The following is a 26986-nucleotide window of genomic DNA, read 5'->3' as shown; positions in this document are numbered from 1 at the left end:
CATGGAAAATAAAAACAAGATCAGTGGCACCACACGGGTATACGCGATTATCGCTGACCCAATCCATCATGTGCAGACACCAGATGCGATGAACCGCCTGTTCACTGAGCGCGGTGATGATCGGGTAATGGTGCCATTTCATGTCAGCACAGACGGTCTCCACGGCGTTGTTGCAGGACTGCGCGGAATTCAAAGCCTGGATGGATTCATCGTTACGGTGCCGCACAAATCTGCAATCGTTGAGCTATGCGATTCTGTGTCAGATGCTGCGCGACTCGTAGGTGCGGTCAACGTAGTGAGACGCAACGAAGATGGAAGCCTGCATGGCGACATCCTGGACGGCGCGGGTTTCTTGGCAGGTCTACGTCAACGGGACGTAGAACCGGCCGGCATGTCGGTCTATTTGGCAGGTGCCGGGGGCGCAGCAAAGGCAATCGCGTTCGCTCTCGCCGCCGCAGGCGTCAGAAAAATCACCATCTTCAATCGCACCACATTTAAGGCAGAGGAACTTGTCCAAAGACTCGCCATAGTCTTCCCCGCTGTGGAGCTGTGTGTCGGCTCAGATGATCCATCTGGCCATGATTTGGTAGTAAACAGCACATCCCTTGGGCTCTCTGTGGATGACATTCTGCCCTTGAATGTAGCGTTGCTCACCTCATCGCAAATTGTCGCAGAAATCATTATGAAACCTGCGATCACTCCCCTGTTGGCAGCCGCAACTGAAAAGGGCTGTCGAGTGCTTGATGGAATGCCAATGCTGCTTTGTCAGATTGAGTTGATGGCTGCGGCGATGGCAACTAATAAGAACGAGCAAAATCATGAGTACATTTGATTACGTCATTGTTGGTGGCGGAACTGCTGGCTGTATCCTCGCCAATCGGCTCACTGCTTCCGGAAAATACAAAGTTTTGGTGCTGGAAGCGGGGGGCGAACCGAACGGTTTCTGGATTCCTATTCCTGCTGGCTTCACCAAGCTGCTAGTGGACAAGCGTTACAACTGGCGATTTAAGACCCAGGCTGAGGCGAACACGCGCGGAAGGGAAATTTCCGTACCCCGTGGTAAGGGCCTCGGCGGATCTACTCTCATTAACGGGATGATCTATGTGCGTGGGCAGCCAGGGGATTATGACGCTTGGGAGTCCACAGGGGCGAAGCAGTGGAATTTCGCCACGCTCAAGCCCTACTTCAAAAAATTCGAGACTTATGCTCAAGGCGATGACTCGCGTGGGCATGAAGGCCCGATGCATATTCAACAGGTCACAGAGCGCTATCCCGTGTCGGACGCCTTCTTAGAGGCGAGCATTCAAGATGGACACCGGCACAATAAAGATTACAACGGCGATGATCAGACGGGATTTGGTTACTACCAGGTTGCCCAGCACAAGGGGCGGCGTTGGAGCGTTGTGGACGGCTATCTCAAGCCGGCAAGAGCACGTGCTAACCTGCAAATCGAGACCAATGCACATGTGTTGCGCCTCGAACTTGAGGGCTCACGTTGCACTGGTATCACTTACCGTCGAGGCGGTCGCGAGGTCACTGTCAATGCCCGACAGGATGTCATTCTGTGTGCCGGAGCCATTCAATCGCCGCAAATCCTGGAGCTGTCGGGAATCGGGCGACCTGATGTGCTCGACAAGGCGGGCATCCCACTCAAGCACCGTCTTGATGGTGTAGGGGAAAATTACATCGATCACTTTGCCACCCGTATGAACTGGCGGCTGAAGAACACGGTGACTCTCAATGAGCTGGCACGCGGATGGAGACTTGGTCTTGCCGTGGCTGAGTACTTCACCAAGCGCACGGGAATTCTGACACTGGGTACCGGCTTGGTTCATGGTTTTGTGAAGACCAAGCCTGAAATGCCTACGCCGGATGTGCAATATTTCGTCGTACATGCAAGCTATGCCAATGCCGCCGAGCGAATTTTGGATAAGCACCCAGGCTTCACGATTGGAGTCAGTCAGCTACGTCCCAAGTCTCAGGGCAGCATTCACATCCAATCAAAGGATCCTGATGTTATGCCGGCGATTCGTCCGAATTTTCTGACCGAGGATGAAGACTGCACGAGCCTGATCCAGGGCATGAAAATCGCGCGAAGAATTATGGAACAGCCGGCGATGAGTGCATTCGTCGATGCAGAAACCAGTCCGGGCTCCCAAACCAAGAGCGATGAAGATTGGCTCGAATTTGCACGAGATAATGGCCAGACGATTTATCACCCCATCGGCACCTGCAGGATGGGCGAGGACGAGGGTGCCGTGGTCGACTCACAGTTGCGAGTCCATGGCCTAAGTGGTCTTCGTGTCGTCGATGCCTCGGTCATTCCATCTATGATCTCCGGCAACATCCAAGGTGCGGTAATGGCTGTTGCTGAGCGTGGGGCCGACTTGATACTTGGCTCCGCGCCAATTCATTACTGAGAGCGGGCTCGCTGCAGCAATGCTTGAAGTACCACTAAGCATTGCTGTGGTGTTGTGTTCCATGGATCTTTAATCCGGGAACGGTAGGGACAGCAGCCAAGCACTGAAGGTCTTTAGTGCAGGCAGATGTTGATAGCGTGTGGCATACGCAAGGTAGTAATTGCGACCGCTTTCCATCGGGTCGAATAGTGCTACCAGCGCTCCGGATTTGAGTTCGTCCTGCACCAGAATGTCGGGAACCAGCCCGATACCAATGCCCGCTGATACGGCCTGAATGAGGTGGGCAGTGAGCTCGAAACTTGGGCCGGTACGCATACTTCTATGGCCGAGGTTGTTGCGGTCAAACCAATCAGACCACGCATTGGGTCGAGAGACGACATTCAACAAAACTTGATCAGCGACGTCCGGTGGTGACATGGCGCGAAAATCCGCAAGCGCTGTAGGGCTCGCTATAACGACCAGTTTTTCTTTGAGTAATAGATGCGAAATGTAGCCTGGCCAGTCTCCTTTGCCGGCGCAGATGATTGCCTGCATGTCGCTCGCGCTGGACTGGATGTCGGCGTGAATAATCCTTGAATGGATGTGCACCAGGTTCCCTGGGTGGAGTGCATAAAACTCATGCATTTTGGGGAGGAGCCACTTTGATCCCAATGTCGGAAGTACAGCGAGGTTTAGCGGGCCAGCCTCAGCCTTGTAAGCAATTGTCTGCAGCGTTGCACTTCGAATTCGACCCAGTGCAGCGGCAAGCTCATGTTGGTACAGGGCACCGGCTGCAGTTAACTCGATCTTCCGTCCATCACGGCGAAAGAGTTCGATCTCAAGCTGGGCTTCCAGGGATTGCACTTGCCGGCTGACGGCGCTTTGAGTCAATGCCAGTTCGTCTGCAGCTTTGGTAAAGCTGCAATGTCGAGCGGCTGCTTCGAAGGCAATCAGCAGGGACATGGAGGGCGTCAGTCTTCTTGGGTTCATTCATAAAGCTCATGCAAAATCTGCAGGTTTTACGTTTGTTCGAGTCATCGTGTCCCGACAAAATCGAAGGTAAAACCCCTTATGGTTTGTTAGCACCTTGGTGCTGAGCATACATAACGAGAATGTTTAGATTAGCTGCATTACCCGAAGGAACTCCACCATGATTGCTCGGCTGTCTTCCCCTGATGTCCAAAACGTATCCTACGAAGGTTTTTTAAGTCGGCTTGAGGAAGAGGGCTTTCAGGGAGAAATTGCGCGTAGTTATGGCGATAGGACGGTGTTGGCAACCGACAACTCGATCTATCAGCGCCTACCACAAGCGGCGGTGTTTCCACGGCATGCTCGGGATGTCGAGACCTTGGCACGCCTGGTGGCCCGTCCCGAGTTTAGATCAGTTGTGCTCACACCCCGTGGAGGTGGAACCGGTACCAACGGCCAATCACTAACAGAGGGGGTTGTTATCGATCTGTCTCGCCATATGAACAGTATTCTTGAGATCAATGTCGAGGAGCGTTGGGTTCGTGTGCAGAGCGGTGTGGTTAAGGATCAGCTCAACGCTGCATTGAAACCACATGGATTATTTTTCGCGCCCGAACTATCCACATCAAACCGCGCCACCATCGGCGGAATGATTAATACCGACGCGAGTGGTCAGGGAAGCTGTACGTATGGCAAAACCCGTGACCATGTCTTGGAACTTTCTACCGTTTTGCTGGGTGGCGATCGACTCAACAGTTCGGTTTTGGAACGCGACTGTTGGTGGGCGGAAACAGGTCGCGCAGATCGTGTAGGAGAGGTCTACCGATGTGCCACGGACATCGCGCGCAATCATGCTGATCTGATCCAGAGTACATTTCCGAAACTCAATCGTTGCTTGACTGGCTATGACCTGGCTCACCTGCAAGAGCCAAATGATCGATTCAATCTCAACAGCGTTTTGTGTGGCTCCGAAGGCTCCCTTGGCTTCATCGTTGAAGCCAAGCTCAACGTGTTACCGATCCCCAAGTATTCGATCCTGGTGAACGTGCGTTATGCGGGGTTCATGGATGCTCTGAGGGACGCCAAGGCGTTGATGCTGTTGAAGCCGTTGTCTATCGAGACAGTCGATTCCAAAGTGCTCATGCTGGCCATGAAGGACATAGTCTGGCACGGCGTCGCAGAATACTTCCCGGAAGACCCAGATGCACCGACACTCGGAATCAATCTTGTTGAATTTAGCGGCGACGATGAAGAGGCAGTTCAGCAGAGTGTTCATGAGTTTGTTTTGCACCTGCAGCGCGATACCAGCGTCGTGCGATTGGGTCACACGTTTGCAATAGGTGCTGACGCCCTCAAACGCGTTTATGCGATGCGTAAGCGAGCAGTAGGGCTGCTCGGCAACGTCAAAGGAGAGGCCCGGCCGCAACCCTTTGTCGAAGACACCGCCGTTCCGCCTGAGAATTTGGCTGACTTCATCCTGGAGTTTCGAGCGCTTCTGGACAGCTATGACTTGGAGTACGGAATGTTTGGACACGTCGACGCGGGCGTCCTCCATGTGCGTCCGATTCTCGACATGAAAGACCCTGTTCAGGCGGCCCTGATTCAGCCGATTTCCGATGCCGTCGCCGGGTTGACACAAAAGCATGGCGGCTTGTTGTGGGGTGAGCATGGAAAGGGGTTGAGATCCCAGTATGTGCCCGATTATTTCGGCGAACTTTATCCGGCATTGCAGGAACTCAAAGCTGCTTTTGATCCACACAACCAACTCAACCCCGGCAAGATCGCTACGCCGAAGACTGTGCCTAGCGCTCGGTTGACGCGCGTTGACGAGGTCAAGTTGCGAGGCGAGCTTGATCGGACAATTGATGAGCGGGTTTGGAAAAGCTATGACACTGCCGTCCACTGCAACGGCAATGGTGCCTGCTACAACTTCGATCCTGATGACGCTATGTGTCCTTCCTGGAAAGGCACTCGTAGCCGAGTCCATTCACCCAAAGGTCGCGCTTCGCTCATCCGGGAATGGTTGAGATTGCAGGGCCAACAAGACATCGATGTATTGGCTACCAGTGATCGGCTGCGCTCGACTTCCAACGTACTTAGTATTGCCAAACGAACTGCGAATACCGTCGCGCAAAAGTTGGGACAACAGGATTTTTCCCATGAGGTTTATGAGGCCATGGCGGGGTGCCTCGCCTGTAAATCTTGTGCTGGTCAGTGTCCGGTGAAGGTCAATGTGCCGGAGTTCCGATCGCGATTCCTGGAGCTGTACCACAGCCGGTATCTGCGCCCCTTGAAGGACTATCTCATCGGCTCGCTGGAATACACGATTCCCTACATTGCGCGCGTGCCGCGTTTATACAATTTCATCATGGGCGCCCGGCCAGTTCGCTTCTTTCTTGAGCATGTCGCCGGAATGGTCGATAGCCCATTGCTCAGCTTGATGGACTTTAACGACGTATGCCGTCGCTGGAACGTTCAGATGGCGACGCCCGAGCGTATTGCTGCATTGGGGGAGGGGGAGCGTAAACGCAGTGTGATTCTCGTGCAGGATGCCTTTACACGTTACTTCGAAACCCATGTGCTTGCCGACTGGGTTGAGCTGATCTCAAGGCTCGGGTTCCAGGTGTACATCGCACCGTTCTCTCCGAACGGTAAACCCCTGCAGGTTCAGGGTTTCCTCAAGGCATTTGAAAAAGCCGCGTATTTCAACGCCGAATCGCTGAGTAAACTTCACCAATACCAGGTTCCATTGGTTGGCTTGGATCCCGCTATGACCTTGGTGTATCGACAAGAGTACGCCAAGACGCTTGGCAGCGATCAGATCCCAACTGTCTTTTTGCCGCAGGAGTGGCTTGCGGAGGTGCTCCCGTCATCGAATGCAATCAAGGAGACAGAGACCTACTACTTCCTTCCTCACTGCACCGAGAAAACTAATGAACCCGGCAGCATCGGCCTTTGGCAGCAAATTTATGCGCGGATGGGATTGAAGCTGCAGGTTCAAGCGAGTGGTTGCTGTGGCATGTCTGGCACATATGGACATGAGACACAAAACGCTAAGACGTCAGACGTTATCTACAGCCAGTCTTGGGGGCCGCTGGTGGAGAAGTTCAACCGTTCAGGTCGCTTGTTGGCGGACGGGTACTCATGTCGAAGCCAAGTTAAACGCAAGGATGGGGCGACGATTCTGCATCCGATACAGGCTTTGCTTGCGGTCGTAAGGGATGTCGCCGGGTAATCGTTAGGTCGCCGATTTACCCCGTGGCTTGGGCGGTTTAACCGCCTCGCTTTTTCGCGTGAGGCTGCATGGTAGATGGGGCGCGCTGTTTCTGGGCGATGCCTATATGGCCCAAGGTTGCTCAGCAATTTTGGTCTCAAGGAAGTCTCGAAAAACCCTGATCCTTGGACTGAGGTGCTTGCGATTTGAGTACACCATGTAGATGGGTTCTTTTTCATCCAGGGCGTACTCCTCAAGCAATGGGATCAGGCGCCCTTTCCTGATATCCGCCCCGATATGGAATTGCGCAAGCTTCACGATACCTGCCCCCGATAGTGCCATCTGACGCAGCAAATCACCCTGGGCAAAACACGCTTTGGCGCTGACAGGGATCAAGGTCTTGTGGTTGTCGATTTCAAACTCCCAGTTATTCCATGCGCTTTTGAAGCTGAAGTTAAAACAGTCATGGTTCACAAGGTCTTGTGGGTGATTGGGTCTACCGCAACGCTCGATATATTCCGGCGAGGCGCAGATGACCCAAGCACTTTCACCCACCTTTCTGGCAATCCGTGATGAGTCGGGTAAGACACCGCTGTGGATGGCTATATCAAGACCCTGTTCAAATTGGTCGATGTATTGGGGGCCAACTTGAATGTCGACGCTCAGGGCAGGGTATGTGGCAAGGAACTCTGGTAGCCAGGGCAAAATTTGATGCTTGGCGAAGGTTGTCATCGTATGGATGCGCAGAGTTCCGCTCACGCGCGTAGGGAACGCTTCAGCCAGGGAATCTGCCTCTGCCATGGCGTTGACCACTTCCCGCGCGCTGACCAGGTAAGCAGCACCTTCTTCAGTGAGTGTGAGATTGCGAGTGCCTCGCTGGAACAGGCGAGTTTGCAGCCGATCCTCAAGGCGAGTGATGAGCTTGCTGATGGCCGAGGGTGTAAGTCCGTTTGAGCGCGCTGCTGCAGAAAAATTTCCGTGCTCGGTGGCCCAAATGAAGGCCAGCATCTGCGAGTAATTGTCCATTCATCTACCTTGTCGGCGGGCTTTTCAAAAATCAGCGTGCCACTTTTCTGGGGCTGAAACAACAAGCGCGCCATAGGCGCGCTTATGATCTTCAGATCACTGATCAGCGAATAAATTGCTCGATGTAGTCATCAGGTAGACCCAGCTCTTTGTAGTGCTTGCGGGCCGCTTCAAGCTTGGTGAAAACGTCTTCGTAGCCGACCGCCACGCCTTGTGGATCGACGTAGGTGTATCCGCCCTGGACGTGGAACCAGGTGATCATTTCGTCAACGTCTTCTGGAACGAAAAGGGTATGGGTTTCGCCTGGAGGCTCGTACGCAAAGGAGCCTTCGGATGCGACCCAGTCGTGCTCCAGATAGTACCAGCGGCCCTTGAGTACGATGGCATGAACGCCGCCGGTGTGTCGATGGCGGGACAGCACGCCGGCCTGGCGCACTCGTAGCAGGTTGATGTAGTAACCACCAGTGACGCTCAGCAGCAATGGCTTGAAGGAGACGGAACCGGTAACAGGTACCCACAGCTTGTCGTCTTCCAGCCAGTTCGTCAGGACCCCTGGGTGCACCATGTCTGGCGACATGAATGGAACCTGAGGCAGTTGATAGGGGATCGCAAGTTCATCAGGCTTCGGTGCAGAGCTCATTTTTATGGTTTCCACGGCTAGGTTAGTGGGGCCCTGGTGGTATCGCTTGGGCTTGAACCAAAGAGTAAGGCAGTAAAACAGGGTGGAGAAAGGCTCCAAACTTCACAGCATGTGTGAATTCTCGTCACAGTTCAGAAGGTTATTGAATTTAGAGTCGCTGAATTAGGAGGTAATATGGGCGAATGCGTAATCAGCACAGTGGTAGGAGCGGATTTAGCCCTTGGCATCGGCGATTCCTTCGTAAGGACAGATCCCGCTCTTGAGCCAGATATCCATGGACTCGGTACCCTGCTGAGATACGTCTCAATGGAACAAGTCAGTGATCTCCCGACTTATGACTGGGGGGCTGGTAATTGAACACGCTGTGAGTTATTAGATTAAAGCGGCTGAAAAAAGACGGATCAGCTACAAACTAATAAAAAATAATGGTGATCCCATGAGCTGTCTTATTTGTGCAGGTGTCGCTGAACGCATTCAGTGTCACGGCCCATGGGAAGAGAGAGATTGTCCGGTCTGTGGTCGCTATCGAGTTGCAGATGCACTCGTGTTGACGCTGATGGAGCAGGGGCAAATTTTCGATGTGAGCAAAACAAGGATCTGGCTCGCCAGCAAGCGCAAGGAAGAAGCTATTCCGGCCATTGAGATCCACGAGGCGCTACTGGTGCTGTGAGTTGGTTTTTTGACCAAGCAAGATGGGTACCCGATCACTCGAGGGCCATCAGCATGGCGAGCGTTAGGTTGATGAAATCCTAGTTCTTGCCGATTGTGTCCAAAGCACCACGAACGTTACCACCAACCTCTGCTGATCCGCGTTGTTCGACCCAGAGCGACAATTCCGTGATCGCGGCTTCGAGGGTTAATTGGTTCTGATTGATCTTGAAGAGCAGAGAAGGGAGCAGGTCTGAGTTTGGCATCGCGATTCCTCCGTGGAGAGGACAGCGTAGCAGGTGAGTAATTGCGCAGACTTGCCCACCCATTTGCATTCGACCTGACCAATCATTTGCATCGGGTTTGACCATCACGCGGCCTGGCCATGACCGGTCGAGAACGATCCAATTGGCTCGGGGTTTTCAATCGCGTCGAATGCTTTTTTATGCAACAGAGTGTACCGCCGAGACGAATTCTTCGATGCCATTCTTTCGGAGTAAAAATGGTGTTCACTGGAAAGTGAACACCATTGCGTTAACTGAGGGGTTGATGAATGAGTGTCATGCACTCGCTATCAAGCAAAAATACGCAAGAGAATAGTAGCCAGGATCACCGTTGAGGCGCCGCCGATGCGTGTCGAGATCTGCACGAACGGCATCAGCGACATACGGTTGGACGCTGACAGGATAGCCACATCCTTGGTGCCGCCAACCGCTTTCTGCAGGTCATGCCCTCTGCTAAGGTTTGGTCGAAGCAAGGCATTTGAGTTTACTAACCCCATCGACCACCATCAAGTCACCTTCCCCACCCCGTGCGTAGCATGGAAAACATCGATTTTGCGCGTTGCTATGCAAAATTTGATCGTGTAATTCAAATTGTTGACGCCAATATTTTCTGACCGACTAATCTAAGTATTGAACTGCAAGCCCCCAATTGGATTTGTCGAGGCTTTCTCATGCAGCGGCGTTCACATTCCTTAGCGATCCGTCTTACGGCAGGTATTGTTTCCATCATTTTGTGTGTCTACGCGCTGGCGGGCCTGGCGCTCTACCAGAGCAAGCAACAGCATGAACTTCAAGCGATCATCACAACGGAGAACCTGGCGCGATCCTTGGCAATAAACGTCTCTGGCATCCTTGATAAAGTTGATGTCGCCCTGTTTGCTGTCACCAGCGAAATCGAGCGGCAAATGGCTGCCGGAGGCATTGATGGGGCGTTGCTCAACGAGTATCTGACACAGCAGCAGGCACATATTCGCGATTGCGAAGGGCTGTGGGTGGCGGATGAGAAAGGTGATGTCCCTTGGGGGACAATAATGACCGCCGGCAAGGTAACGAATATAACCGACCGAGAGTATTTCCAACGCCTGCGTGAGAATTCGCATCTCGGAATGGTCGTATCCAAGCCCGTGATAGGACGCAGCACAAAAGCCTGGTCGGTTCTCCTGTCCAGACGCATCAACCACGCTGATGGCTCCTTTGCAGGTGTGGCGCTGGGCTCGTTGCGCATGATGGAGTATTTCACCGACATGTTTTCCACTATTGATGTTGGCAAACAAGGCGTCATCTCTATTCGTGATGAGGACATGGCGCTCATCGTCCGGTATCCGAAAGTAGCGAATGAAAGCGGGCAGGTGGGCGCCAGGCTGGTTTCAGCCGAGGCTGCCGCCGCGATTCGATTGTCCCCGGAGGCCGGGAACTACACAGCAGTTGCTCCAGTAGACGGCATCAAGCGACTCTACAGCTATCGAAAAATTGCGAATTACCCTCTCTATATTTTCGTCGCGCAGAGCACCGACGACTTTCTTGTTTCCTGGCGAAAGGAAGTGGTCATCACGCTGTTACTGGCGACAGTTTTCACGTTGGCAATTCTTGTTTTCACACGTACCAGCTATAGGCGTGAAACTGAATCGCGCAAGGCGAAAAAAATGGAGGTCTTTCGGACCGTGTTCCGCACCAGCCCGGACAGTCAAGTCATCACCCGCCTTGAGGATGGGCGACTGATTGAGGTCAATGACGGATTTACGCCTGTATTTGGCTGGACACGGGAAGACACTGTTGGCAAAACGGTTTTTGATATCGATATCTGGCGCTATCCGGAAGATCGTCATGCCGCAGTTCGTCTCTTGCAGCAAAACGGATATTTCATTGATCGTGAGGCTGAATTTGTCAGCAAGGATGGCCGGAAGTGGCCCGGTCTGATTTCGGCGCACGTGATGACCCTGAATGACACCCTGTGCATTCAGGCGACTATCCGCGACATCAGCGACCGAAAGGCTGCCGAGCAGCAAATCCAGCGACTGTCGTTCTCTGACCAGCTCACGGGGTTGCCAAATCGGCGCCTCTTTATGGATCGGCTGGAACAGGCTTTGATTTCCAGTGCTCGCCATCAATGGATGGGGGCATTGATGTTTGTCGATCTTGATGACTTCAAGTCCATCAACGAAACCCTGGGCCATGGCCAGGGAGACTTTTTTCTAAATGAAATCGCCCAACGACTGAGGCGTTGTGTGCGCGAGGGTGACACCGTCGCCCGCCTTGGTGGCGACAAGTTCGCGATAATTCTGGAGAGCCAGAGCACTTATCCGCAGGAAGCGGCGAGCCATGCTGAAAACATGGGCGAAAAAACGCTGCGGGAGATCGGACAGCCTTTTGAACTGCTTGCATCCACACTGCATCGAACCTGCAGTATCGGCATTACTCTGTTCGGCGAGCAGCATGAAGATGCCAGCGAGCCGTTGAAACGCGCCGAGTTGGCCATGTACCAGGCCAAAGCCTGCGGGCGCAACGTCTTGCGCTTTTTCGACCCCCAAATGCAGGCGGCCGTCAGCGCTCGAATCACCCTTGAAGATGGCCTGCGCGAGGCTATCAAGCAACACCAGATCCTGCTGCACTATCAGCCGCAGGTCACGGACGAAGGTCGCATTACAGGGGTGGAAGCGTTAGTGCGCTGGGAAGACCCGCTCGGCGGTATGATTTTTCCGGCAGATTTCATTCCACTGGCAGAGGCGAGCGGCTTGATCATTGCGCTAGGCCGGCAGGTGTTGGAAATGGCCTGTCAGCAGTTGGCGGTATGGGCAGGCAGACCCGGGTTCTCGCACCTGATCATCGCCGTCAATGTCAGTACTCGCCAGTTTAATCAGGACGACTTTGTCGAACAAATCCGGACTGTACTCAAGCGCTACGGTGCCAATCCTCATCGTCTCAAGCTGGAAATTACTGAAAGCATGCTGGTCTCCAACGTCGAGGATGTGATTGCCAAGATGATTGCGTTGAAGTCCATCGGCGTTGGCTTTTCGCTGGACGACTTTGGCACCGGTTATTCCTCCCTGTCGTATCTCAAGCGCCTGCCGCTGGACCAGCTCAAGATCGATCAGGGATTTGTACGCGATATCCTGGTGGACCCAAACGATGCTGCAATCGCCAAGACGGTGGTCGCGCTGGCCAGCAGCATGAGTTTGTCGGTCATTGCCGAGGGTGTTGAAACGCAAGCGCAGCGTGACATGTTGGCGGCTTTGGGTTGCCGTAACTATCAGGGGTATTTATTTGGTCGCCCCATGGCAATAGATGCATTAGAGGATTACATCGAAGGCGCAATGGGCCTCGTCCTTACAGATCGCTCGGGGTATCGGCGTAAGTGAGACCCCCCATAGTCTTGTAGCGGGTTTTGACCCGGCAAAGCGCTGGCCGACTTTGCCGGGCATCACCGAACCGATGTAATCGTGATGGGAATTGCGCATTGCAAGGGCTGGGAAAATGGGTGGGCGACACGGGCTATTCGCACATTTTCAGAATTTTCTTAGTGATATATCTGCCTGGATTTGACGTATCGGCGTGCACTGGGTGCGTGTGGTTGTCAGCACGTACGTGTTGAGCGGGCAACTCGACAGGGCACAACCCAATAAGAAAAAAAGGGAAAGACCATGAATCATGTATTTCGCCTTGTCTGGAGTGCACATGCATGTACTTTCGTAGCCGTCAGCGAGTATGCGAAATCCCATGGAAAAGGTCGCAGCGGTGGGCGGCGGGGTCGCAGACTCCGGACGCTGACCTTGTTGCTGTCGGCGGGCATGGCGTTCAGCCCGATACTGCAGGCAGCCGATCGGTATTGGGATACCAACGGCACGGCACTGGGCTCGGGGGGGGCCGGCACCTGGAATCTCTCCGCGGCTTTCTGGAGCCCCAACAGCGACGGCGTCAGTGGCCCCTACAGCGCCTGGAACAACGCCGCGCTGGACGACGCCTTCTTCGGCGGCACCGCCGGCACCGTGACCCTGGGCACGCCGATCACCGCGCACAACCTTACCTTTCAGAGCACCGGTTACACGCTCAGTGGCAGCACCCTGACCCTGGCGGGGATCACGCCCACCATCAACGTTACCGGCGCCGCCACCATCAACTCGATTCTGGCTGGCGGCGCGGGTCTGACCAAGGCGGGGGCCGGTACCCTCAGCCTCAACGGCGCCAACACCTTCAGTGGTGGTGTCGTGGTCAATACCGGCGGCCTGGCCCTCAACGGCGATTCCGCGTTGGGCGCGGCGGGCAACGGTGTCACCATGGCCAGCGGCACTAGCTTGAGCAGCACCGGTGCCCTCGCAACGAGCCGGAACATCTCCCTCGCCGGTGGCAGCGTCTTGTTGAGCGGCGCGGGCGTGGGCTCGGCCCGCTTCACCGGCGCTGGCGGCCTCAGGCTCAATAGTGGTGTCAGCCTCACCAACGCCGCCAGCAACTATACCGGGGCGACCATTTTCGGCAACGGGAATGGCGGCAGCTTTTCGTTCAACTCCATCGCCGATCTGGGTGTGGCCAGTTCCCTGGGGGCGCCAACGACGGTGGCCAATGGCACCATCACGCTTGGGTCCGGCGGTGGTGTCGGTTCAACACTGAGCTATTTTGGTGCCGGCAGCAGTTCCAACCGCAACTGGCAGTTAAACGCCGCGGGCACCGTGGCGCCGCTCACCTTCCGCAACATAGGGACGGGCACGTTGACACTGACCGGCAACATGGTCGTGTCCGGTGGCAGCACCTATGGCACCAACTTCTTTGCCAGTTCGGGTGACATGTCATTGCTGGGCATCATTTCAGGCAATGGGTTGGTCTCCTATACCGGTGGCGCCGGAAGAACCATCACGCTTGGCAACATCAATACGTATACGACCGCCACCGGCATCAACGGCGTGACCGTGCGGGCCGGTTCGCTCAAGGACATCGGCACCGCCAGTTCCTTTGGTGCCGGCGCAGTGGGGAATGGCATCGGCATCACCAATGGCGCCGTGACCTACACCGGCGCTGGCGACAGCAGCAATCGGACATGGGGGCTAAACGGCGGCGCGATCAACAACGACGGCACTGGCGCGCTTGCGCTCAGCGGCACACTGGCACTCACCAACACCGGCACGCTTGGCGGCAGCTACAGTGGTGCCGACAACCTCTTCTCGGGCGTTATTTCAGGTTCGGGTGGCCTGGCCAAGAACGGCGCCTCCACCTGGCTGGTCAGTGGCGCCAATACCTACACCGGTAGCACCACGGTCAATGGCGGCACGCTCCGTGCCGGCAGCACCACAGCTTTTGGAGCAACCAGTGGGGTCGCCGTGAACAGCGGGGGTACGCTGGACCTCAACAATCTGGACATCACGGTGCGCTCGTTGGCCGGTACGGGTGGCACCGTCGACCTGGGATCGGGGACGCTGACCCTGAATGATGCTGCGGGTATCAGTACCGCCTACGCCGGCAACATCACCGGCAGCGGTGGCCTCATCAAAACCGGAGCCAGCACGCAGACCCTCACCGGGACCAACACCTATACAGGTGCGACCACCGTCAACGGTGGCACGCTGCGGTTGGACTACAGTGCAGCCACCGCGCCCACCAGCAACATCATTTCCAGCGCCTCGACCCTGAACATGGGCGGCGGGGTGCTCAATGCGATCGGTGCCGCTGGCGAGGCCAACACGCAGACGTTCAACGGTCTCTTGGTCACCGCAGGCAACAACACGATTGGCGCGACATCCGGTACCGGCGGCAGCATGGCGCTCAACCTGGGGGCGATCACCCGCACCAATGGCCTGGTCAATTTCAACTTGCCGGGCAGTGGCAACATCACCACCACGAATACCACCCTAGGCGGTTGGGCTACGGTCAACGGCACCAATTACGCCAAGGTGGTCGGTGGCAACATCCTTGCTTTCACCACGACGGACTATGTCAACAAGGACAATGCTTCTACCTGGCTGAACAACGAGATCCTCAGCGATGCGGGTGGCACTGCGAACTCGCCCTTTTTCGGCACGGTGAGCGGCAGCAAGCAGATTGGTGGCTTGCAGTACACCGCGGCAGCCAACTCCACCGTGACCGTGGGCGCCGGTAATACCCTGGGTGTGGATGGCACCATCATCGTTGCGCCGTCGGTCGGGGCCAACAATCAGACGATCACGGGCGGTTCGCTCACCGGTACCTCCGGCGGTGGTGTGCTGGGCATCCAGCAGAACGGCACCGGCAACTTCACCATAGCGTCCCAGATCGTCGACAACGGCGGCGCAATCGGCTTGACCAAGGCCGGTACCGGGCTGGTCACGCTGACCAACGCCAACAACACCTACACCGGCGCCACCAGCGTATCGCAGGGGATCCTCTCGGTCGGCAACATCACCAACGGCGGCACGGCGAGCGGCATCGGTTCCTCGTCCGCGGCGTCGTCCAACCTGTTGCTGGAAGGCAGCACGCTGCGCTACACCGGTGCCACGACGACCAGCGACCGTGGTTTCACCATTGCCAAATCCGGCTCGATCCTGGGCAGTACCGTCGATGTCACCAGTGCCGCCAGCAACCTGACGTTCAACGGTCCGGTCACCAGCGCCGATGGCGCCACTTTCACCAAGACCGGCGCCGGCACGCTGACGCTGGGCAACGCGGGCAACGACTACACCGGCATCACCACTGTCTCCGGTGGCACGCTGGCGGTCAACACCCTGGCCAATGGCGGCCTGGTCAGCGGCATCGGTGCGTCCGGCAATGCTTCGGGCAATCTCATCCTCAATGGCGGCACGCTCGATTATCTCGGTGGTACGTCCAGCACCGATCGTGGTTTCACCGTCGGCACCCCCGGTGCTGGCGGCAGCGTGGGTGCCATTGGCGTCAGCAACGCGGCCACCACCTTGACCGTCAGTGGTACGGCAGTGGGTGATGATGGTTTTCGCAAGGACGGGGCGGGCACCCTGGTGCTCTCCGGCACCAATACCTACTCGGGCGGTACCTCGGTCACTGCCGGCACGCTGCGCGCAGGGTCCACCCAGGCTTTTGGCAGCACAAGCAACAACCTGAGCGTGGTGAGCGGCGCCACGGCGGATCTCAACGGTTTCAACACCTCGATCGGGGCGCTCCAGGGCGCCGGCAACGTGACCCTGGGCTCCGCCACGCTAACGGCGCTCGCCGGCGGGAGCTTCAGCGGGGTCATCAGCGGTAGCGGCGGCTACACGCAGGGGGCTGGCACCCAGGTCATGTCCGGTTGCAACAATACGTACACCGGCGCCACCGCCATCAACAACAACGGCCAGGTCACCGTCGATTGTCTGGCCAATGGCGGGCAGGCAAGCGGTATCGGTGCATCGACTAGTGCTGCTTCGAACCTGCTGTTCAATAGCGGCTTTCTCAATTACACCGGTGGCAACGTCAACATCGATCACGGACTCACGATACAGAGCGGGTTTGGCGTGCTTAACGTCACCAATGCGGCGACCACCCTGGGCATCAGTGGGGCGGTGGGCGGCGCCGGCACCCTGTACAAGCGAGGGCCCGGCACGGTGGTGCTGTCCGGCAACAATACGTACACCGGCGGCACAGTGGTTGATCAGGCCGGTATCCTGCGCGCCGGCTCAGCCACGGCCTTTGGCAACGGCTACCTGAACATGGGCAACGTGGCCGGCGCCACGCTGGATGCCAACGGCTTCAATCCGTCGTTCACATGGTTGCAAGGTGGCGGCACCACGGGCGGCAACGTCAACCTGGGTGGGCAGACGCTGACCATCAGCTCCGGCAACAACACGGCTGGCGTTGCTTATGCAGGCAACATCAATGGCACCGGCAACCTGGTCAAGAACGGCGTGCAGGTCCAGCGAATGTCCGGATGCAACAACAGCTACACCGGCACCACCACGATTAACGGCGGCACCCTGGCCGTCGACTGCCTGGCCGACGGCGGCAGCAACAGTGGCACCGGCGCCAGCAGCGCGGCGGCGAGCAACCTGGTCGTCAACGGTGGCGCCACCCTGTCGTACGTCGGCACGGGCCAAAGCAGCGATCGCCTGTTCACGCTCGGCGCGGGCGGTGGCTCGCTGGATTCTTCGGGCACAGGAGCATTGAACCTGACCAACGTCGGCGCCATTGCGTTGACCGGCACCGGCGTCGCGCGCACGTTGACGCTCAACGGTACCAACACCGGCAACAACACGCTGTCGGCGCAGCTCGACAACAACGGTGCGGGCGTCAGCTCGCTGACCAAGACCGGCGCCGGCACCTGGATCCTGACCAACAACACCAGCAACTACACCGGTGTCACCACCATCAACGGCGGCGTGCTCGGGGTCAGCAAACTCAGCAATGGCGGCACGGCCAGCGGCATCGGTGCAGCGTCCAGCGCGGCTTCCAACCTGGTGATTGGCAACGGCTCGACCCTGCGCTACACCGGCGCGGGCGACAGCAGCAACCGACTGTTCACGCTGGCGGGCGGCGTTTCGTTCATCGAATCGTCGGGTACGGGCGCGATCAACCTCACCAATACCGGCACAATCGGGCTATCGAATCCGAACGTGGCGCGCACCGTCGCCTTGGGCGGCACCAACACTGGCAACAACACCGTGGCCGGCGTGATCGGCAACAGTGGCACTGGTATCACCACGCTGGCCAAAAACGGTAGCGGCACTTGGGTCCTGACCGGCAACAACACGTACACCGGCAACACCGTCATCAACGACGGCAACCTGACAATCGGCGACGGCAACACGTCGGGCAATCTCGGCACCGGAAACGTGATCGTCGACGCGACGACCTCGACATTGTCGATGAACCGCAGTGACACGGTCATCTTCAATGCCACCATGAGCGGTCCGGGCACGTTTGCTCAAGTAGGCATCGGCACCACCACGCTGACCGCGGACAACAGCATCGGCGCCACCACGGTGAGCGCGGGCACGCTGGACGTGAATGGTGTGCTGAACACTGGCGCCATCGCCATGACTGGCACCTCCACCCTCAACGTGGACGGCACCGTGCAAGCGGCGGGCGCAACGACTGCCGCGATCACCGGCGACGCAGGCGCCAGCACGATCAACGTCAACAGCGGTGCGACCCTGCGCGCCAACGGCGACCTGGGCGATGGCAGCGATGCCCTCAACGTGACCGGTACGCTGGACACGGGTGCCGCGGTGTTGAACCTGGGCGCTGGCAACGACACCCTGACCATCAATGATGGCGTGATCAACGGTGCCGGCGTCGACGCGGGTGCCGGCACCGCCGACAGCCTGGTAATCAACAACGCCCTGGCGAAGACCTTCGGTGGTTTCAGTGGCTTCGAGCAACTGACCAAGCAGAACACGGGAACGCTGACCCTGACCGGCATCCAGAGTTACAGCGCCGGCACCGCGATCAACGGCGGCACGCTGGATGTGAGCGGCACGCTCGATACCTCGACCGTCTCGATGACGGACGCCACCACCTTGAACGTGGATGGCACGGTGCAGGGCATGGGCGGGACGCCTACAACCCTCACCGGCAGCGCCGGCGCCAACACCCTCAACATCAACAGCGGCGCGACGCTGCAAGCAAACGGCAGCCTGGGCGATGGCACCGACAACGTGTCCCTCGCAGGTACGCTCAACACGGGCGGCGCCGCCCTCGACCTGGGCGCGGGGGACGAAACCGTGACCCTGCATGACGGCGCCGTGATCAGTGGCGTGGGCATCAACGCCGGAACCGGCAATGACCAGTTGGTGCTCGACAATGCCCTGGCGCTGACCTTCAACGGCGGCGCGACCGCGGGTTTCGAAAGCCTGCTCAAACAAAATAGCGGCGTCGCCACCCTGACCGGCAGTCAGAGCTTCAGTGTCGGCACCACTCTCAACGGCGGCACGCTGGATGTGGCGGGTGCGCTGGAAACGCCCTCCGTGAACCTGGCCGACAATGTGACGCTCAATGTCGATGGCTCACTGCAAGGGGCTGGCGGAGCCGCGGCCACGATCACCGGCAGTGCCGGCGCGAATACCTTGACGGTGGGGGCTGGCGGCCACCTGGTCGCCAGTGGCGATCTGGGGGGCGGCGACGATGTCCTGGACGTCGCCGGCACGCTCGACACCGGTGGCGGCACGTTCGCACTCGGCGACGGCGATGACACCCTGAGCATCCACGACGGCACCCACATCATCGGCGCCGTGACAGCGGGCGCGGGCACCGATACTTTCGCCACTGATATCAGTACCAGCGCAGACGTGGGCGCCGTGCAAGGGTTTGAAACCCTGACCAAGACCGGCGTTGGCTCACTCAACTTCAATGGCCCGACGGGTTCGGACTTCACGACCGTCAACGTGCTGGCCGGCATCTTGAACATCAATGCCGCTGCCAGCTTTACCGGTGTAACGGACGCGACGGTCGCCAGCGGCGCGGCGCTGAACGTCAACGGCATCCTGGGTTTCACCACCGGCTCTGACAGCCTCACCGTTGCAGGCAATGTTGCGGGAACGGGCACCATCGACATGCTCGATGGCGACGATCAGTTAACGCTACAGGATGGCGCGGATCTGAGCGGTCTGACGACCGCGATCGATGGTGGCCTCGGCATCGATACGCTGACGGCCGACATCGCCACCACCGCGGTCCTGGGTGGCGCGGTCAATTTCGAAACCCTGATCAAATCCAATGTCGGCACGCTCAACATCAACGGCCCGTCGACTTCGCAGTTCGATACGGTGCTGGTGCAGGGCGGGACGCTGCACATCGCCGCGGGCACCATCGTCGATCCGCAAACCACCGTGGTGTCCTCGGGCGCAACCATGACCGTGGACGGGACGTACCAAGGCACCACGGGCAACGACACGTTCACGGTGTCGGGCACGGTCAATGGCACGGGCACGATCAACCTGCTCGGCGGCGACGACATACTGACCTTGAACGACGGCGCTGACCTGAGCGGGCTGGCCAATCCACTCGACGGTGGCGCGCATGGCGCAGGCGACACGGTCGTGTTGAACAACGCCGGCGCATTTGCCCTTAACGGCGGCAACATCGTCAACTTCGAATTTCTGCAGAAGGACAATACCGGCACGGCGACGCTGACCGGGACACAGAGCTTCAGCGGCGGCACCGCGATCAATGGCGGCACACTGGATGTGGACGGTGCGATGACGACCCCGACCGTGACGCTGGCCGACAACACAACGCTTAATGTCAATGGCTCGCTGCAGGGCGCGGGCGGTACGGCCTCGACGATCACGGGCAGCGCCGGCATCAACACGGTAACGGTCAATGGCACGCTGGTTGCGACCGGCGACCTTGGGGCCAGCGACGATGTGCTCGACGTGGTCGGCACGCTCGACACGCAAGGCGGGACCTTCGCTCTGGGCGATGGCGACGACACCTTCACCGTGCACGACGGTTCCAATGTCATCGGCACCATCGACGGTGGTGCCGGCGTGGATACCCGCGTCTACGATATCAATCTGACCGCCAACCTGGGCCAGTTGGTCAACTTCGAAGGCGTGACCAAATCCGGTAGTGGCACTCTCAACCTCAACGGCCCCGGCGCGACCGATCTGCAGGAGGTCAGCGTGCTGGGCGGTACGTTGAACATCGGACCCGCCGGCAGCGTGGTGGCGACCCCGGGCAGCACGCTCACCACCTTGGTTGGTAGTGGTGCGACGTTGAACGTGGACGGCAGCTATGGTTGCGGCGACGGCAACGATGCCATGACGGTGTCCGGCACGGTGTCGGGTTCCGGCACCATCGACCTGTGTGACGGCGATGACACGCTGACCCTCAATGATGGCGCAGTGCTGAGCAGCGTCGTCAGCGGCGGCAACTCCGTCGCCGTCGGCGACACCGTAGTGCTGAACAACGCCAATGCCTTTACGTTCGACGCTGGCAACACGACCAACTTCGAACTCCTGCAGAAGGAAAACACAGGTGTCGCGACCCTGATCGGAACCCAGGGATTCAACAGCGTCAACGTGTTGGCGGGCACGCTGGATGTGGACGGCACGCTGGAAACGTCGAATTTGGTTCTGTTTGGCGGCACGACGCTCAACGTTAACGGCGTGGTAAGAGGTTTCAATGGCGCCGAAGCGGTCGTCGTCGGTGACGATGACGTCAACACGGTAAAGGTTGGGGCCGGTGGCTTGCTGTTCGCGACAGGCGATCTGGCGGGCGGCAACGACGTGCTGGACGTGTTCGGTGAGCTCAATACGAATGGCAGCAGTTTCAGCGGCGTTTTCTCGCTGGGCGACGGCGACGATTTATTCACCCTGCACGACGGGGGGGTGGTGAATGGCGTCGTCTACGGCGGCGATGGCACCGACACCGCCATCGCCGATATCAACCTGACTGCCGACCTCGGCGCATTGGCTCAGTTTGAAGTCCTGACCAAGACCGGTGTTGGCACCCTGAACATCAACGGCGATACCGTCGGCGTGTTGTTCCCGTCCACCATCCAGAACGTCAACGTGCTCGAGGGCACATTGAACATCGGGCCGGATGGCATCGTGGCGGGGCCCGCCGACGGTAGTCCGTTCAATACGCTCGTCGCGAGTGGCGCCACCCTCAACGTAGACGGCAGCTACGGCTGCGGCACCGGTAACGATACGATGACCGTCGGCGGCACGGTGACCGGCAGCGGTACCATCGATCTGTGTGACGGCGACGACACGCTGATCCTGAAAGACGGTGCGAATCTGTCGGGTCTGGTCAACGCGCTGAGTGGTGGAAACGGAACGGATACGGTGTTGGCCGACATCGCCGGCAGTGCGATCCTGGGGGGCGTAGTCAACTTCGAGACGCTGACCAAGACCAACATTGGCACGCTCAATGTCGATGGTCCCGCGTCTTCGTCGTTCACCACGGTCAATGTCCTCGGCGGCACGCTGGATATCGGTGCCGCTGGTGCGATCAACGGCGTGGTTAGCACGACGGTGGCGAGCGGTTCGACCTTGAATGTCGATGGTGTCTACACAGGCAGCGCAGGCAACGACAGCTTCGACGTGTCCGGCACGGTCAGTGGCAGTGGGACCATCGACCTGGCCGCCGGCGACGACACGCTGACCCTCAACGACGGAGCGGTGCTGAACAACGTCATCGACGGCGGCGCGCATGGCACAGGCGACACCGTCGTGCTGAACAATGCCAACGCTCTGAGCTTCAATGCCGGCAACACAATCAACTTCGAATTTCTTCAGAAGGACAACACCGGCACGGCGACGCTGACCGGGACACAGAGCTTTAGCAGTGGCACCACCCTCAACGGCGGCACGCTGGATGTGGACGGTGCGCTGAGTACGCCGACCGTGGCGCTTGCCGACAACACCACGCTCAATGTCGATGGTTCGCTGCAGGCTACGGGCGGCACGGCCGCGACGATCACCGGCAGTGTGGGCATCAATACCGTCACTGTGGGGGCGGGTGGCACGCTGCTGGCCAATGGCGACCTGGGCGCGGGCAACGATGTGCTCGATGTCGCCGGCACACTCGACACCGGGGGCGGAATCTTTGCGCTGGGCGATGGCGACGATACCTTCACCGTGCACGACGGCACCCATATCATCGGCACCATCGACGGTGGCGCCGGCCTGGACACCCGAGTCTATAACATCAACCTGACCGCTGATCTGGGCTCGCTGGTCAATTTCGAAGGCGTGACCAAGACCGGTGTCGGCACCCTTAACATCAACGGCCCCGCCGCGACCGACCTGCAGCAAGTCAATGTGCTCGGCGGCACGCTGAACATCGGTCCAGGCGCCACAGTATCCGCGCAGGACACCACGGTCGGAAATGGCGCGAGGTTGAACGTGGACGGCAGCTTCACCGGCACGAGCGGTAACGACACAATGACCGTCGCCGGTACGCTGACCGGCACGGGCGCCGTCGACCTGCTCGACGGCGACGACACTTTCATTGTCCAGGATGGCGCCGATCTTTCGGGCCTGGCGAATGCCGTAGACGGTGGGGCGGGCACCGATACTTTGCTGGCGGACATCGCAGGCAACGCCACGCTGGGCGGCGCAATCAATTTCGAGACCCTGACCAAGACCAACACCGGCACGCTCCACGTCGATGGGCCGGCGAGTTCGAGCTTCACTGCCGTCAATGTGGCGGGCGGCACGCTGGACATCGGTGCCGGCGGTGCGATCAACGGCGTGGTCACCACAACGGTGGCGAGCGGCACGACCTTGAATGTCGATGGCGGCTACACAGGCAGCGCGGGCAACGACAGCTTCGACGTGTCCGGCACGGTCAGCGGCAGTGGTGCCATCGACCTGGCCGCCGGCGACGACACATTGACCCTCAACGACGGCGCGGTGCTAAACAATGTCATCGATGGTGGCGCGAACGGCGCAGGCGACACCGTCGTGTTGAACAATGCAGCGGCGATGACGTTCGATAGCAGCCATACGATCAACTTCGAGTTCCTCACCAAGAACAACGTCGGCGCCGCGACCTTGGTCGGCACCAGTACCTTCTCCGGTGGTACCACGCTCAATGCCGGCACTCTGGATGTGGATGGCACGTTGAATACGCCGACCGTCGCGCTGGGTGACAACACCACGCTGAATGTCGACGGCAGGTTGCAGGCAGTCGGCGGTACCGCGGCGACGATCACCGGCAACGTCGGCACCAATACGGTGTCGATCGGTGCAGGCGGCACCTTGCTGGCCAGTGGCGATCTGGGCGCGGGCAACGACGTGCTGGATGTCGCCGGCACACTCGACACCGGGGGCGGGATCTTTGCACTGGGTGATGGCGACGACAGCTTCGTGGTGCACGACGCCACCGTGGTGCTGGGCACGATCGACGGCGGCTCCGGGCTCGATACCCGCGTCTACGACATCAACCTGACCGCCGACCTGGGCGAATTGGTGAACTTCGAGGGCGTGACCAAGACCGGGACCGGCGTGCTCAACATCAACGGGCCAGGCGCGACCGATCTCCAGGAAGTCAGCGTGCTGGGCGGCACCCTGAATGTCGGCCCCAACGCCAGTGTGGTGGCGACCGCTGGCAGCACGCTTGCCACCGTGGTGGGCAGCGGTGCGACGTTGAATGTGAATGGCAGCTTCGGCTGCGGCGCCGGCAACGACACAATGAGCGTGTCGGGCACCGTCAGTGGTAGCGGCACCATCGATCTGTGTGGCGGCGACGACACGTTGACCCTGAACGACGGCGCGGTGCTGAACACCGTCATCGACGGTGGCGTGAATGGCGCAGGCGACACAGTCGTGTTGAACAATGCAGCGGCGATGACGTTCGACGGCCTCCACACGACCAACTTCGAATTCCTCACCAAGGACAACGTCGGCGTCGCGACCCTGGTCGGCGCCAGTACCTTTTCCGGTGGTACCGCGCTCAATGCCGGCACCCTGGACGTGGCTGGCACGTTGAATACGCCGACCGTCGCGCTGGGTGACAACACCACGCTGAATGTCGACGGCAGGTTGCAGGCGGTCGGCGGTACGGCGGCGACGATCACCGGCACTGCCGGCACCAATACGGTGTCGATCGGTGCGGGCGGCACGCTGCTGGCCAGTGGCGATCTGGGCGCGGGCAACGACGTGCTGGATGTCGCCGGCACACTCGACACCGGGGGCGGGATCTTTGCACTGGGTGATGGCGACGACACGCTGATCATCCACGACGGCACTCATATTCTGGGTACGGTGGCAGCAGGAGCAGGCAACGACGTCTTTAATGCCGACATCGCGGTGAGCGCCGATCTGGGCGCCGTGCAGGGCTTCGAGACCTTGAGCAAGAGCAATGTCGGCGTGCTCAACATCAACGGCCCGTTGGGGTCGGAATTCACCACGGTCAACGTGCTCGCCGGCACTTTGAACGTGGGCGCCAATGGCAGCGTCACGGCGCAGAACACGACCGTCGCCGCCGGTGCCACGCTCGACGTGCAGGGCCGTTACACGGGTACTGCCGCAGATGACAGCTTCACCTCCAAAGGCACCGTGCGCGGCGCGCTGGACTTCGGTGCCGGTAATGACTCGGCCAGCTTCATCGGTGGCGATCTGAGCGGTCTGCGCAGCCTGGGTGGGGGGGAAGGCGATGACCACCTCAGTTTCAGCGGTCTGGACCTCAGTACCGGTGCTCCGGCGCTAAACAATTGGGAGCAGGTCGAATTACACGACGGAAGCGTTTTCGCGCTGGCCAGTCCACTTGACCTGAACGCGGGTCTACTGACCATAGACAGCACTTCGCGCCTGCTTGCCCGCTCCGGTGCCAGCGTTGGAGGTAGCGTTCATAACGACGGTCTGATTGATGTCGGATCGCACCGTCTGGCGATCAGCGGCGACTACGGCGGTAACGGCGCCCTCGACGTCCAGGTCGCGGCCTCCGCCGGTACGTCTGGTGGGTTGGACATAGGCGGTGATGTGGTCGGTACGACGCGCGTCAATTTCGCCAACGATGGTACTGAGGCCAAGCCGGGGACAACGATCCGAGTCATCAGCAGCCCCAATGACAATCCGTCAACCGCCGGAGGCTTCGTGTCGGACAAGACCGTGCGTTTAAACGGTAGTGTCCTGGCCTGGAATTTCGCTCAGGGCAAGAATGACTCGGACTGGTATTTGAGTTCAGCCGACAAGCTGCTGTTGCCGGAGATTCCCGGCTATACGGTGGTGCCGGATATCGGCTATAGCATGACTCTGGATAACAACCGACTGCTGTTTGACCGCATGGCCGGCGGTCGTGGGGATAACCCCTATTGCAACCGCAGCGAGGAAGAGCGCACGCGCATTGGTCTGGAGTGGTTCGGCACCTGCGAAGGGCTGTGGCTGGCCGCCATCGGCAGTCACTTGTCGATGGAATCGAATCCGGGGTTCGAGTTCGATGGCAACAGCACCGGGCTCTACGCCGGCTACGACCATCTGTTTGTGGACGAACAGGCTTACCGCATGCGAGGCGGTCTGTTCATCGGCCAACAGCGGGGCAATTACTCGACCACAGGCGAGGGTTCGACCGGCCAGGTGAGTGTGGGCAGATCCAACGTGGACATGGACGCACTGGCGTTTGGCGCCTATGGAAGCCTGGATTGGCAGAGCGGCACCTATGCCGACCTGAGCCTGACGGCGCTGCTGCCCGATGCGCATGTCCGTTCGGCCGATGGCTTCAGCGAGCAGGTGCACGGCGACATCTTGAGTCTCAGTGGACAAGTGGGGCACAGGTATCCCCTGAGCAACGGATGGGTCGTGGAGCCGCAGTTCCAGGCGAGTGCCATCCACATGCGCTGGGACGACAAGACCGACTCAAGCGGCAAGCAACTGAATATAAAGGACGATGTACTGGGGTTAGTGAGGACTGCGGTGCGCCTCGAAAAGACCCTCAAGACGGATGGCGGTGCGAACCTGAAGCCTTGGCTGGCCGTAGGATTGCAGGACACTTTGGGGGAGAACTCGACAAACCTGCAAGTCACACTGCCGGGCGGGACACGGCAGGACTTCTCCGGGCATGACCTGGGATTGAACGCAACCCTGGATGTGGGGCTGGAGGCCCAGGTCACTCAGGATCTGAAGGTATTTGGCACGGCTTCGGTAATAGGCGCGAACCTGGGCGGCAGCGATGTGAGTCAGCAGCAGGTTAGCCTCGGCGTGCGCTGGACTTGGTAGGGGAGGCTGACGAGTTGCGAGGCTACGACATCTCTGCCCTGTAACAGTGATGGTGAAGGTGCCAAGGCTTTTTAGCCGCGACTCGTAAGCGCACAACGTTTAGTCGCGAAGAGCCTCGCAGATGGATCAGCAGCTTTCTGCGCGGGATATATGCACAAAATCATCACGCTAGCAATTCAGCAGGCGGGCAGGAAACAGCATCAGTTTCGTGAAGAGGTGAATCATCACTGATGGCC

At 58.8% G+C, this 26986-nt stretch carries 10 protein-coding genes and 1 pseudogene; 6 read left to right on the top strand and 5 right to left on the bottom strand.

The window, feature by feature from the left end:
- Position 1: 1 nt before the first annotated feature.
- Both LOY55_RS19135 and LOY55_RS19130 read left to right on the top strand, forming a co-directional pair.
- On the top strand, positions 2–832 hold the full coding sequence (locus LOY55_RS19135; RefSeq protein WP_258666334.1) for a shikimate dehydrogenase: 831 nt from the start codon (positions 2–4) through the stop codon (positions 830–832).
- Positions 819–2420: a GMC family oxidoreductase gene (locus tag LOY55_RS19130; RefSeq protein WP_258666332.1), complete on the top strand. Its 1602-nt coding sequence runs from the start codon at positions 819–821 to the stop codon at positions 2418–2420. Before LOY55_RS19135 ends, LOY55_RS19130 begins: the two co-directional genes overlap by 14 nt.
- A 69-nt stretch (positions 2421–2489) precedes the next feature.
- Here the strand turns inward: LOY55_RS19130 and LOY55_RS19125 are convergent, their stop codons facing one another.
- Positions 2490–3389: a LysR substrate-binding domain-containing protein gene (locus LOY55_RS19125; protein ID WP_258666330.1), complete on the bottom strand. Its 900-nt coding sequence runs from the start codon at positions 3387–3389 to the stop codon at positions 2490–2492.
- A 160-nt stretch (positions 3390–3549) separates the two neighbouring features.
- On the opposite strand from LOY55_RS19125, the gene LOY55_RS19120 reads away from it, so the two are divergent.
- A complete protein-coding gene (locus tag LOY55_RS19120) occupies positions 3550–6603 on the top strand; it encodes an FAD-binding and (Fe-S)-binding domain-containing protein (protein WP_258666327.1) in 3054 nt (1017 codons plus the stop codon).
- A 102-nt stretch (positions 6604–6705) separates the two neighbouring features.
- Here the strand turns inward: LOY55_RS19120 and LOY55_RS19115 are convergent, their stop codons facing one another.
- Positions 6706–7608 (bottom strand): LysR family transcriptional regulator, encoded by a 903-nt coding sequence (locus LOY55_RS19115; RefSeq protein WP_258666325.1) that lies wholly within the window; start codon positions 7606–7608, stop codon positions 6706–6708.
- Positions 7609–7711: 103 nt separating this feature from the next.
- Positions 7712–8248: a 2,4'-dihydroxyacetophenone dioxygenase family protein gene (locus LOY55_RS19110; protein ID WP_258666323.1), complete on the bottom strand. Its 537-nt coding sequence runs from the start codon at positions 8246–8248 to the stop codon at positions 7712–7714.
- A gap of 436 nt (positions 8249–8684) precedes the next feature.
- Between LOY55_RS19110 and LOY55_RS19105 the strand changes: the two genes are divergently transcribed.
- Complete coding sequence (locus tag LOY55_RS19105) at positions 8685–8918, top strand: hypothetical protein (protein ID WP_258666320.1); 234 nt, start codon at positions 8685–8687, stop codon at positions 8916–8918.
- A 79-nt stretch (positions 8919–8997) separates the two neighbouring features.
- Here the strand turns inward: LOY55_RS19105 and LOY55_RS19100 are convergent, their stop codons facing one another.
- On the bottom strand, positions 8998–9162 hold the full coding sequence (locus tag LOY55_RS19100) for a hypothetical protein (protein ID WP_258666318.1): 165 nt from the start codon (positions 9160–9162) through the stop codon (positions 8998–9000).
- Between the two features lie 308 nt (positions 9163–9470).
- Positions 9471–9608, bottom strand: a pseudogene (locus LOY55_RS19095) (2-hydroxycarboxylate transporter family protein); the annotation flags it as partial.
- 243 nt (positions 9609–9851) lie between these two features.
- Between LOY55_RS19095 and LOY55_RS19090 the strand changes: the two are divergent.
- On the top strand, positions 9852–12536 hold the full coding sequence (locus tag LOY55_RS19090; RefSeq protein WP_258666315.1) for an EAL domain-containing protein: 2685 nt from the start codon (positions 9852–9854) through the stop codon (positions 12534–12536).
- Between the two features lie 282 nt (positions 12537–12818).
- A complete protein-coding gene (locus LOY55_RS19085) occupies positions 12819–26750 on the top strand; it encodes an autotransporter-associated beta strand repeat-containing protein (RefSeq protein ID WP_258666314.1) in 13932 nt (4643 codons plus the stop codon).
- The last annotated feature ends 236 nt before the right edge of the window (positions 26751–26986 follow it).

The organism is Pseudomonas sp. B21-040, assembly GCF_024748695.1.
Taxonomy (GTDB): domain Bacteria; phylum Pseudomonadota; class Gammaproteobacteria; order Pseudomonadales; family Pseudomonadaceae; genus Aquipseudomonas.
Note: the sequence above shows the minus strand (reverse complement) of the source record. Positions and strands in the feature narration are given on the sequence as shown.